Origin of the sequence: Clostridioides sp. ZZV15-6383 (assembly GCF_020657735.1) — a bacterium.
GTDB classification, from domain to species: Bacteria; Bacillota; Clostridia; order Peptostreptococcales; family Peptostreptococcaceae; genus Clostridioides; species Clostridioides difficile_D.
On sequence record NZ_JAGWCV010000035.1, the window covers coordinates 23,846 to 36,479 of the forward strand.

The 12,634-nt window shown below is 26.1% G+C and carries 14 protein-coding genes; 2 read left to right on the top strand and 12 right to left on the bottom strand.

All coding sequences use genetic code 11. The features are described 5' to 3' along the window. Positions 1-45 precede the first annotated feature (45 nt). From KGF42_RS12905 to KGF42_RS12950, 10 genes are all read right to left on the bottom strand, one after another. Positions 46-579, bottom strand: coding sequence for a D-aminoacyl-tRNA deacylase (locus KGF42_RS12905; RefSeq protein ID WP_227822842.1), 534 nt, complete (start codon positions 577-579; stop codon positions 46-48). Next, a complete protein-coding gene (locus KGF42_RS12910; protein ID WP_227822839.1) occupies positions 543-743 on the bottom strand; it encodes a hypothetical protein in 201 nt (66 codons plus the stop codon). Before KGF42_RS12910 ends, KGF42_RS12905 begins: the two co-directional genes overlap by 37 nt. Positions 744-1,112: 369 nt before the next feature. Then, a complete protein-coding gene (locus KGF42_RS12915; RefSeq protein ID WP_054272357.1) occupies positions 1,113-1,604 on the bottom strand; it encodes a hypothetical protein in 492 nt (163 codons plus the stop codon). Positions 1,605-1,632: 28 nt separating this feature from the next. Then, entirely contained in the window at positions 1,633-2,193 is a 561-nt protein-coding gene (locus KGF42_RS12920) for a 5' nucleotidase, NT5C type (protein WP_227822840.1), read from the bottom strand. Between the two features lie 151 nt (positions 2,194-2,344). Next, a complete protein-coding gene (locus tag KGF42_RS12925; protein ID WP_227822841.1) occupies positions 2,345-3,409 on the bottom strand; it encodes a class I SAM-dependent methyltransferase in 1,065 nt (354 codons plus the stop codon). Positions 3,410-3,552: 143 nt separating this feature from the next. Next, positions 3,553-4,671, bottom strand: coding sequence for an IS200/IS605 family element RNA-guided endonuclease TnpB (gene tnpB / locus KGF42_RS12930; protein ID WP_227826457.1), 1,119 nt, complete (start codon positions 4,669-4,671; stop codon positions 3,553-3,555). A gap of 1 nt (position 4,672) precedes the next feature. Then, positions 4,673-5,080: an IS200/IS605 family transposase gene (gene tnpA / locus KGF42_RS12935; RefSeq protein ID WP_227826458.1), complete on the bottom strand. Its 408-nt coding sequence runs from the start codon at positions 5,078-5,080 to the stop codon at positions 4,673-4,675. Positions 5,081-5,639: 559 nt separating this feature from the next. Beyond that, positions 5,640-6,209, bottom strand: coding sequence for an ABC transporter permease (locus KGF42_RS12940; RefSeq protein WP_227826459.1), 570 nt, complete (start codon positions 6,207-6,209; stop codon positions 5,640-5,642). A 5-nt stretch (positions 6,210-6,214) separates the two neighbouring features. Then, the gene (locus KGF42_RS12945) at positions 6,215-7,102 is read right to left on the bottom strand and encodes an ABC transporter ATP-binding protein (RefSeq protein WP_227826460.1); all 888 of its coding nucleotides are present in this window, start codon (positions 7,100-7,102) and stop codon (positions 6,215-6,217) included. A gap of 13 nt (positions 7,103-7,115) precedes the next feature. After that, entirely contained in the window at positions 7,116-8,138 is a 1,023-nt protein-coding gene (locus KGF42_RS12950; RefSeq protein WP_227826461.1) for a hypothetical protein, read from the bottom strand. Between the two features lie 576 nt (positions 8,139-8,714). Between KGF42_RS12950 and KGF42_RS12955 the strand changes: the two genes are divergently transcribed. Beyond that, positions 8,715-8,891 carry a hypothetical protein gene (locus tag KGF42_RS12955; RefSeq protein WP_009889562.1) on the top strand — a complete coding sequence of 59 codons (177 nt, stop codon included), beginning with the start codon at positions 8,715-8,717 and terminating at the stop codon, positions 8,889-8,891. A gap of 1,175 nt (positions 8,892-10,066) precedes the next feature. Here KGF42_RS12955 and KGF42_RS12960 read toward each other — a convergent pair. After that, positions 10,067-11,029, bottom strand: coding sequence for a cysteine synthase family protein (locus KGF42_RS12960; RefSeq protein ID WP_227826462.1), 963 nt, complete (start codon positions 11,027-11,029; stop codon positions 10,067-10,069). A gap of 190 nt (positions 11,030-11,219) precedes the next feature. Here KGF42_RS12960 and KGF42_RS12965 point away from each other — a divergent pair, with 190 nt between their 5' ends. Beyond that, the gene (locus tag KGF42_RS12965) at positions 11,220-11,771 is read left to right on the top strand and encodes an XRE family transcriptional regulator (protein ID WP_227826463.1); all 552 of its coding nucleotides are present in this window, start codon (positions 11,220-11,222) and stop codon (positions 11,769-11,771) included. Between the two features lie 481 nt (positions 11,772-12,252). Here KGF42_RS12965 and KGF42_RS12970 read toward each other — a convergent pair whose 3' ends face one another. Continuing rightward, positions 12,253-12,417 carry a hypothetical protein gene (locus KGF42_RS12970; protein ID WP_227821763.1) on the bottom strand — a complete coding sequence of 55 codons (165 nt, stop codon included), beginning with the start codon at positions 12,415-12,417 and terminating at the stop codon, positions 12,253-12,255. Positions 12,418-12,634: the final 217 nt, after the last annotated feature.

Sequence of the window (12,634 nt, forward strand, 5' to 3'; positions counted from 1 at the left end):
CACTTAAAAATTAATCTGACTTATTGTTATATTGATTGTACAAAACTACCATATAGGTAAATCTTTTGGATTTTTTAATATTTTATGCTTAAATACAGGTATATTAAGTTTTTCACCTAACTTACAATATTGCTCCTTATAAGTCCCTTTTAATTTATCATGAAAAACTATACCATCAATTCTACCTTCAATACTATTTACACACTTTTCTAATTTCTCAAATCCAGATTCATCATCATACATCCCACTTACAATCCATTGATTTGGCAGTACATGTCCAATTGATACATTGTATTCTTTATTTTTTATAATATTCGCAAAAGATTTCTCAAAATGTACTCCTCCTACACATAGTAAAGTTTTTAAAGGTTCATCACTATCAAATACTCTAACCAGTGATTTTGCCAATACTTGTATTGCTATCTTATTATTAAAACTATCACTACTACTTCCTATCTCAATATCTAACATAGGTACAGAATATTCTGTAATTAATTTCGATTCTCCACCATATGTTGTTCCAGACCAGTGGGTTGCTTCTGTTAATGTAGTAAATCTTTTGTTTTTACAAACTGAAATAAGTTATTATTTTTATCTTCAAGTTCTAATACAAAACTATCATCAATAACAACATCTGTTTGCCTTAAATCCATTATTTTCTCAAAACAATTCATCACATTATTAGCTACTAGGTCTTTCTTCAAATCATTGCAAAAGAAAAAAACTGCTTTTTTGTTATTCATCTATAAATCACACTCCTATTATTTAAATATAATATATTCTCATACCTAAACTCATCTAAGTTGAGCAATCTTATCTAAGCTAAGATGTTTTTCTTTCCTTATCTTTTTTAAGTTCTCAGCAATTATTTCATTTAAACTTTGCATAAATTCCCCCTAATATACTTAATAAAAACAATTTATTTTGATTATTTAATAGATTTAGTAACTTAATATAACCTTTTTATCCACTATACTGTACATTATGTTTAATATACATTACTTTTTTAGGAATATAAATAGTTTTCTTAAATTTTGTGAAAATGGACAAATAAAAACTAGCAACCTATATTTTTATAAGGCTACTAGCTTTTATTATCATAAGATTCCATTTTAACTGTAAAACTTAGATGCACCTATAAGCTGTCTCTTAGAAACAATCTTAGCTAAGTTTGCTAATGAAGAAATTTTTATATCTTTAAAAGAGACTAAAAATACAAACTTAAAATCAGTAAATTCTTGATTTATGTTGTATATATCAAAATAACATCTCAAATTATCAAATAAGTAATTTTCTTGCAAATCAGCTTCTATCTCATCAGTAGCATCTTTTAGATACGCTCTTACATCTTCAAATAAAACATTAAAATAAGACTCATCTATTTCTTCACCTAATTCTTCCAATATTTCTTCTATATCTAAATCATCCATATCAAAAGAATTTCCTGTTAACTGACAATCAAATACCAATATATTTTCTTGATTTATAGTATTTGATATATCTTGTACATATTCAAAATCTGGACGCAATTCTAAAATATCTTTTATTTCACTGCTCTTTACATGAATTTTTCCTTTTCTATTTTCAAGTTTTAAATCTATCATATGCTCCCCCTTTCAATTTACTAATATTTTAAACACTTTGTTTTATAATCTTTTTAATATCTATCCAATTATTAACTCTAACTATATTTTGATGTTTAACATATTTATTATAGTTAGTGTCCAAAAGTATTACTTTAACACCCTCATCAGCTAGTTGTACTGAGTTTAAAGGATTATCTTCTATAAATATGTCACAACTCAGTTCTCTTGCCTTTTCAACTTTATAATCACTTCCTAATAAGTAAACATCTATATCTGAAAATCCATGTCTTAAAAGCCAATTTTTAGTTACATCAGTTAAACACTCATGTCTGGCCGTTACAAAAGATAAATTATGCCCTTTAGATAATTCGCTAATTACTTCCGTAGCTCCCTCTACAATCTTTGCTTCATCATAGGAATGTCTATACTTATTGTTAAACTCTGCATATACATCTCTTATTCCTGAACCATATAATTCTTCCCAATTATGGGTAACACACTCTACTTCAGTTATATTTTTATTAAAAATATCATTTAGATATGGAAGAAAATGATAAGGGCTTGTTATTGTTCCATCTATATCAATACATATATTTAATTTGTTCATTTATACCTCCATGTAACATTTATTGATTTGATTAATCAAATATTATAACACAGCTTTAATTATAAATCAAAACTCTAGATATGACTATACCTATATAATACCAAAAAGCTTGCATATTTAAGCAAGCTTTTCGTAAATTTTACATTTTTAACTAATATATAAGTTTTTCTAAGGTTGGTTCCACTCCAAATTGTGCTTTTAGCTCTTTATACTCTCTTAATGCTTTATCATTATTTGCTTTAGTTTTTATTGCTCTTATCATTAAATTTTTTGGTGTATCAAGTGGAGATATGTATTCTACCACAGAAGTATCATATCCGTTGCCTTCTAATAACAAAGTTCTTAGACCATCAGTTATTAAATCTGCAAATCTAGCTTTAAATACTCCATGTTTTAATATTGGCTCCATAGCTTCATATCTATATTGCCCTAATAGTTCTTTATGGCAACAGGGTACTACTACTATAGCTTCAGATTTTGCTCTAATTCCTAGACCTATTGCCATATCTGTCGCTGTATCACAAGCATGTAAACTTATCACAAGGTCAACATCTCTATTAGGTGTATAATTAGTTAAGTCCTCTTTTATAAATGACATATTTTTATAACCTAAGTTTTTAGCCATATTTCTTGATGCTTCTATAACTACATCTGAATAATCTATACCTATAAAATAACAGTTTTTCTTTAATACTTCTTTTATATAAAAGTTTAAAACAAAACTTAGATAAGATTTACCACAAGCACAATCCAAGATAGTTATACAATCTTTATCCTGTATTTCTTTTAAGATATTATCTATCAATTCAACAAAATGGTCTATCTGATTGTATTTTCTTATTTTATCATTTTTTATCTTACCATCTTTTGTAAGTACTCCAATTTCTTTTAAAAGCGCATTTGCCTGTCCTACTTTTACATAATAATCTCTGTTTTTTATTTGAGATGCTGTAAATTCGTCTATTTTAGGGACTTCTTCTTTATTGTCTAGATATTTTACATTTACTTTCTTATTGTCTCCTTCAATTACAACAATAGTTCCTCGCTCAACATATTTAAACACTAATCCATCATAGTTTTCTGCTTCTTTAGAAATATTCTTAAGCAATTCATTAAATGTATATAAATCTGATTTCCCTTTAAAATTAAATTTATACTTATTATCTTCCTCTATCGCAATTCCCTTAAACTCTTTTCTTCCAGATTTAAAAATCACTTCTAACTCAATAAAAAAATCCCTATTCTGAACCTCCCATGACTAAAGTCACAGGGTTCCTGCTTCATAGAATTTTGCATATAAAATATGTCTTACTAATTCTCCACAGGCTATCCCCGTAGTTCCTACGGTTCTTACATAAGTTATTTATTTTGAATTGTTATTAATCTTAATCCTTCTTTTAATATATTTATACTTGCATTTATATCTCTATCGTGAGTTTCATTACAACTAGGACAAATCCATTCTCTTATATTTAAGTCCTTCACTTCCTCGTTTTTGTACCCACATTTATTGCATATTTGTGAACTTGCAAAGAATTTACCTACTTTTACAATTTTTCTACCATACCAATTAGCCTTGTATTCTAATTGACGAATAAACTCTGACCATGATACATCAGAAATTAAGCGAGATAGTTTATGATTTTTAATCATATTCTTTACTTGTAAATCTTCTATGCAAATAATATCGTTCTCTTTTATTAGTTTAGTAGATAGTTTTTGTAGAAAATCATTTCTTTGATTGGCTATATGTTCTTGAAGTCTTGCAACTTTTAATCTTGCTTTATTCCTATTTAAACTACCGATTGTCTTTCTCGATAATTCTCTTTGTAATTTAGCAAGTTTGTTTAATGACTTCTTAAGATACTTAGGATTTTCTATAAATTCTCCACAACTTGAGATACAAAATTCTTTAATTCCTAAATCTAAACCTATCTGATTATTAGTATTTTCAAATGCTTCAATATCTACATCAGTACAGCATAATGATACATAATATCTACCACTTGGTTCTTTAGATATAGTAGCATTAAGTATTCTACCTTGAGGTACTTGTTTATCCCTTATCTTAACCATACCAAGTTTAGGTAGTTTTATATGTTGACCACAATACATAATGTTTCCATTTGTAAAGTTAGTTTTATATGAAAATCTATTAGTTTTCTTTGATTTAAATTTAGGAAATCCTGCCTTTTCTTTAAAGAATTTTTCATATGCGTTTTCTAAATCTTTTAGGGCGTTTTGTAGTGAAAATTTGTCAGGTTCTTTAAGCCATTTTAATTCTTTTTTTAAATTAGTTAAATCAGAACTACACTGTTTATAAGTAAAAGTTTCTTTATCGTTTTTATAAACATCTATTCTTTTAGCAAGATATTTATTATATACAAATCTACAACATCCAAAAGTTTTGTTAATTAGCTCTTGCTGTTTTTTATTTGGATATATTCTAAACTTATAAGCTTTTTCCACTACTACCACCTCACTTTACTTGCTTTTTCTGATTATTAATATATTTTCTTATCTGTTCTTCTGTATTTTCTGATACAGTAGCAACGAAATAACTAGGATTCCAAAGATGTCCTCCCCATAATTTCTTTTTCAACTGTTCTCCATGTTTTTTCATTAACAACCTTGCCGATACACCTTTTAATGCTTTTATCATATCTGGTATATAGTGTTGTGGTGAACAATTTATTAGTAAATGTATGTGGTCTTTATCACTATTACATTCTAATATTTGAAATTTATTATCTTTAGCTATTTTGTTTAATATATTAATTAAATCTTCTTCAATTTCATTTGTTAATACTGGATGTCTATATTTTACACACCATACTATATGGTATTGTACTAAATACACATACCCTCTACCATGAGTCACTTCCATTTTTCATCACCCAACATAATATTAACATATGTAACTACTTAAAACAAGTATTCTTAAGGTTTTTATATTTATTTTTAAATAACATACGTAAGAAACGCAAATCTTAACTTTTATCATTTTTGAGGTTGTCGTTCACATAAGTTCGCTACTACCTATGCAGTTCTCTTATGAACTTCTTACACTTTCATGCAAGCACAGACTATATCTTATCCTTCGGCATTATCCGTTAAGGTCTACCCACTTCCACTACCGATAACTTGTAGTGTACTTCCCTCAAGAGGAATAGTCGTTGAAGTTTCTCCTATTCGGAGCTTACCTGCTGATTGCCCATTTTAAAGTACTTAGGGTTTAACCTTATACCATCTAACCAATTTTTTCTACTTTCGTAACTTTCACACTTAGGTTTATTTCATCCTTATGTTTTAGTTTGGTTAGCTTTAGGGGTTTTTAGCAATTCAAGTAGTATTGGATAGGTTATATCCTATCTCTACATATAAGTTTCCCTATATGCTGACTAATTTAGCTACTAACTCATGACTAAAGTCACAAGTGTGCATAGCTATTTTTTAATCAATCCGCCTAATATAAATGGAATTATAGCTGATTTAAATATAGATGAAAGTGTTAAGCCTATTTGTGCAAATATAAAGGAAGCAAAAATAGCAGTGCCTATAATAATTAGATACATTTGTATCACTGTGAGGTTTAAGCTACTACTCCCAAAATACCATAAATTCTTAATCGGTTCATCTAAATTTTTAAAGCCAAAAAAACTAAATCCTCTAATTCCTACTAATAATATAAAAGAAATATTAATAATAGATAAAATTAAACCATTAGCTATTATTTTTGATAAAACTGCTGATTTCTTTCCATTTTTAGTCGTATTTATTAAACCAGTCATATTAGAATCATATTCTTTAGTGTAACTTCCAGAAGTTATTATAAACATTATTAAACCTATTAGAGGTATGGAGCCTTCTATCTTGTAAAATATATCTGCATAAGTATCTAAAACATCAAACTTTTTAATCAGAAGAAATCCAAAAAATAGTAAAAACGCCCAAATTATCCAAATGCTTCTTAATTTTAATATTTTTATCATTTCAGCATTAACTAAATATATCATTTCTACTACACCTCCTTTGTATCTTCTAAATCAAAATAAAACATATATACATCTTCAAATTTTGCTTGAACTGGTTGTGTATTAGTTTCGGTTGGAATATTATCTGCAACAATTCTAAGTACTATTGAATCAACATCACTTTGAATACTTATAACCTTATACTTAGATTGTATATTATTAACTTCATATTCATTTTTAACTTGAATATTATATACTTTGTTTTCCATATGGCTTAATATTTCTTTGTGTGTTCCTTTCATTAGAAGTTTACCATTTTTAATCATTATTGTTTCTTTTGCAACTGATTCTATATCGGAAATTATATGAGTAGAAAGTATCATTATCTTATCTCTAGATATTTTTGCTATTAAATTCCTAAATCTAGCTCTTTCTTGTGGGTCAAGACCTGCTGTTGGTTCATCAAGTACTATTATCTTAGGATCGTTTAATAAAACTTGTGCTATACCAACTCTCCTCTTCATCCCTCCAGAAAACTTTCCTATAGACTTATTTCTCACATCATAAAGTCCTACTAAATCTAATAGTTCTCCTATCTTACTACTTAAATCTTTTCCCTTTAAACCTTTTAAAGCTCCAATATACTGTAAAAATTGTTTTGCTGTAAAATTTTTATAAACTCCAAATTCTTGTGGTAAATAACCTAAAATATTTCTATACTTATCATCCATCTTAAATACATCTTCCCCATTGTAAAGTATCTGACCTTCATCAGGTTTTATCAATGTTGTTATTTGTTTCATTAGGGTTGATTTTCCTGCTCCATTTGGTCCTAAAAGACCATAAACTCCATTTCCCAGAGTTACTGTAATCTTATCATTTGCTACTTTTTTACCATATATTTTTGAAATATTTTTTATTTCTAATTTATTCATTTTAGCTCTCCTTTTATCTACTTATATAATCTGACTTTATTACTAAAAAACATAATGACATAACACCTATAAATATTGCTATCAAAAATCCTATCAATAGATTAACAATATCTATATTCATTTTAAATATCATAATATCACCTAGATAATTTCCTATTATTTTATTAAAACCAAATATCAAATCATAATAATTTACAGTTGAAATAACTGAAAGTATTTTTTTAGGTAATATATTAATTACTGACATTATCTTACTTATAGCTATGATAAATATAAAAAAACTTATTGATGATATTGAAGATTTACTTATAAATGACCCTAATATGGCTATCATAGCCCATCCTTCAAACATTAAAAGCTCTATACCTATATTTGATATTGCATAATTTGTTATACTGGAATTAGTTTTCAATATAGCTATATTGTCTACTATTCTAAAAGATTCCAAATCTCCATTAATGGGTATCCCTTGCTGTATAAAAGTTATAATGAATATTCCCATTAAATAAAAAAAATAAATTATTAATGGAACTAATAAAGCAACAAATATTTTAGATTTTAATGCTTTTTTCTTCTCTTTTGATGATAGTATGATATCTCTTGCTGAGGAAACTACTTCGTCTATATAAATATTTGATATCATTATAGATATAATGATTAACATTCCTACATTTATAAGTGAATTTGTAGCTCTATAATTAAATACCTTCCAAAAATTAATATCTTTATATTCATTTACACTTATATTATCAAGTTTGTTCTTTGATATTAATTTAATTTTTTTAGAAAATTCATCTATACCTGTTTGATTTGAAAATTGTTTTAAAACATTAATCTTGCTTTGAAATTTATCATTTCCTATATTACTACTACTCCTTGTATCTTCTATACGACCTTTTTCTTTATCTATATAATAATTCTCTGTTTCTAAAACAGGTCTAATAAATATACTGATTAGTAGTATTAACATTAGTATCCCTAGAGATATATACATACTCTTCGATTTAACCAATTTTTTTATTTCCCAATTTACCAATATACTTCTCCTCCTAAATCATTTTATTTATACATATATATTAAAACTTAAATCTTATATAAATGTAATTCTAACCTTAAATAAAGCTTAAATTATTTTATTTATCAAAACTAGGCGAAATACTCCATCCTCAACGTAAGTAGGGTGGAGATGTAAGCCTGTAATATAAGTTAAAAGGAATTACCGAAGGTAGTTAAGATTGAGTAGTTCAATGTTGTCCAAACTGTAGTCATTGTTTAGATTTAAAGATGGAATTTTTGAAGAATGGCGTCTACTGTCCTTATTGTGGAAAGGTTATTAAATAGTTGCATATAACTTTATTTATCCTTGAATCTTCTTTTTAAAAACAAGTATAATTTTAGAATATTTTATATTCTCAAACAAGCATGTTGAATAATAAGGCATCTTCTAGTATTATATATTTGTAGAATAAAACTAAATTGGTAAAACTAGGAATATTTAGTTTTATAAAGTTAAGTTATAGGAACTAGTACTAAAAAATTTTATAAGTTATGTTAATTGGTTACTAAAATAAACTTTTTTATTTTTACTAAATTTTTTAGGGGGATGGATAATATGTTTATTGGAGAAATAGACAAATGTACACATATACTAACTGCTTACATCAGTAGTTCATATGATTATTGTAATTTTTTAGATACACAGTTAGATGATTTTATATCAGAATATGGAGAAACTGTAGTTGAAACCTGCTTACATCAAGTTTTATTGTTAGTAAGTAGATATAATTAAAATTAAGTTTTCTAGAAAAACCTTTTTAGATTTATCTACCTTAATAAATATATAATTTTTTTGTACTTTATAAGTAACTATAACTTCTGCTAAAGTAAAGATGTATTGGGAGTACATCTTTACTTTTTCATTAGAGAAGTTAAAAGCATAGACCATAAAAATAAATCATCCAATACAAATTACACATTCCTTATATATAACTTAATGTACAAGAATCATTCTATACATATATTCTGAAATATCATCAAATATGACTCTAAACTTTTACTATTTTATACATTCTCTATAAATCACACAAATCACATCTATAAAATCCCCCTGGTATGTTTAAACCACCTATAAAATAACATCAATATTTAGAATATTCAATATCAACTGCATAACTGGTCAACAAAAACGTATAACTAGACAAATTTCAATATTTATATAAATAATACAAGAAAAACAATCATTTTATTTATATATATTTTTTATTTTTTGTTTATATTAAAGAACTATATTGATTAATTTATTTTATTTAGTAATTATAAAAATATCTCTTAGAATATATTCTATACTTATAGATTAACTTTAATATTTTTAATTTAGCAAAAAAATTAAACGCTCAAAAATTTTTCCATATTTTATATCATTAATTAAGTATCTTATTTTAATATTATTTATAAGTTTCACATATTAAAAATACATATATTAACATAATCTTCTTTTGGAAAACAAATAGTCAGCTTATTAACTCAAAAAACTATAACTGTTTTCCATTAATAATCTAAAAAACATATCTAAATATAATAGAAATTATATTTGTTAAACCTTATATGTTATAGCCTTTCATTACTATTTAGTCCTAGTGCTATAATAAAAGCACTCTCCTAAACGTTAGTACTTTACTTGAAAGTAAGTACTTGTTCAAACATGAAACAGAACATATACTTATATAAATAAATCTATAAGGAGATGAATTTTATGAAGAAATGTAAGATAGAAGTGATAAAAACTACATTCCATAAAGATTTAGCAGATGAATATGGATGTGAAGGTCTTGGAAAATTATATTACTAAATTGATTCTATTTTTTAATAAAAAAGTATCTCCTTTTATAATTTTAAAAAATTATATTGAGATACTTTTTACAATTTAAATCTATATATTTAATTTAAGAAATATTGTATCATTGATTATAATTCTTCATATAAGTCAGTACTCAAGTATTTTAGACCACTATCATTAAGAGTCAAAACTATATTTTTCCCTTTTTCAGTGCTTTTTAATAACTTAATTGCTGCACATACATTTGCTCCTGAAGAAAAGCCTGCAAATACACCTTCTAGTTTAGCCAGTTTTCTTGCTACATCAGTTGCTTCATCATCTGTAACTTGAATATAACCATCAATAAGCTTTTTATCTACTAGTGGCAAATCCATAGAATAGCCTCCACCTTGTATTTTGTGCCCTTGGTCAGTTATTTCTTTCCCTGAATAAATTGCTGCTGTTTCAGGTTCAACTATATAACATTTAATATCAGAATTATGTTTTTTAAGTGTTTTTGAACATCCAGCAAAAGTACTACCACTTCCAAGAAAATCTACAAATACATCAATATTTCCATCCAATTGTTCCCACATTTCTTCTGCTGTATAATGTTCATGTGCATGATTACAAGCTTCTAGGTTGAATTGGTCTGCTCTAAATGCATTTCTTTCTTTTGCTATTCTTTGAGCCTCAATCTCTACTAGTGCTAAATCTTCACCAGATATCTGTCCGTGAACTGAATTAGGCATTTGGTCTACAATAACTACTTCTGCTCCTAAAGCTTTCATCATTCTTGCTCTTTCCATAGAATTTCCTTTTGACATACATGCTATAAATTTATAGCCTTTACATGCACAAGCAATTGCTAATCCTGTTCCAGTATTACCACTTGTTAATTCCACAACTGCTTGACCTGGAACTAATAACCCTGCATTTTCTGCTTCTGTAATCATTTGTAATGCTACACGGTCCTTTTTACTAAATCCTGGATTTAAGTATTCCATCTTTGCATAAATATTACCCTGAACTCCAAATTCATCTGCTATTTTAGATAAACATAACATATGGGTATTACCTATAGCTTCTGTAACATTATTAAGTACACGCATTACAATTCCCCCTTAATCTCTCAACTATCATCTGTTGAAAAACAACTCTTTATGCAGTATAATTTATATTACGGATGTATAGTATATTTAACGTTTATTATATTATACATTTGTAAATTATAAATAACGTTAAATAAATTATACATTCGTAAATTATATTTGTCAATAATTTACATTTTAAGGAGTTAATATGACTATTAGTACTATTATTGCTAAAAATCTAAATAGATTACGTAATGAACGTAACTTAAGTCTAGGCCAACTTGCCGAATTATCTGGTGTAAGTAAAGTCATGCTATCACAGATTGAAAAGGGAGACTCTAATCCCACAGTAAATACAATTTGGAAAATTGCAAGTGGACTAAATGTTCCATATACTGCAATACTTGACCAACCTCAAAATGAAACTTTTATTGTTTCAAAAGATGATATAGATGTACAAGTTTCAGAGAATAAAGAGTATCGTCTTTATTGTTATTATCCTAATACACCAACTAGAAACTTCGAATTATTTCAAATGGAATTAGAGGAAGGTCATAGCTATACATCGGTTGGTCATTCTGAAAAATCACAAGAATATATTATGATTATAGAAGGTCAATTAAAATTAGAAGTAAATGACTCTATTTATCAACTTAGAGAAAATGACTCTATTTGTTTTTCAGCTGAATCAATGCATACATATCATAATCAAGGGGAAAAAACATTGAAAACAATAATAATAAATTATTATCCAGTTTAGACATGCTATTTAAGAATAGAATAATTATTTTCTATACAAAAATATAAATCCTGTGATTAGAATTTATATTTTTTATTTTATTTTTCTTTATAAATTCATTATATATCTTTACACTTTTATCAATTGTGTTATAATAATCTTATATAAAAGTTTTATATTTTTGACAAATGGAGTACAAAATACTCCTTTTTCTTTTTTATTATTGTGATAAACATTTAGTTAATACTAAAATATTATTACTTAAAACAGACACAAAACGTCTCTTATATGTACATTTTTCATTGTTGTAATAATGATTTTATGTATATATTTCTCACAATTGGAGTGCTTATGCACTCTTTTTTAATACTTTTTATTACCATGACCTATAAACTATTTTATTACCCTTTTTCTTTTATTTTTAAGTAATACAACAAATTATTCCATGTATTTTTCTTCATTTATATGAAATTTTTAGTTTATAGCTATATACACTCTACATTTAATATGAACAACATATTTTGATATTTTTGTTGTTTAACATTATATTACCATTAGAGTCTTTTTCAGCAATTGCAAATGGTACATATACTTGAAAAATCATCAATACTGATATTACAAATGGTACAAATTTTTTAATTTCATAAGGACATCTCCTTGTATACATGAATTACAGTATGAATATTAATAAATTTAAACCTCTTCATAAAATAATTATTTTTTTACATTTAATATGTTATCATTAAGTTTTCTTACATATATTTGTAATCTTTTAGATACTTTTTATAATTATTCTACTGTTATACTTTAATTAAGAAGACTAAATCTAATATTATTTGGTAATTACTTACTAGAAATAATAAAAAATAATTACATTGTAAAGG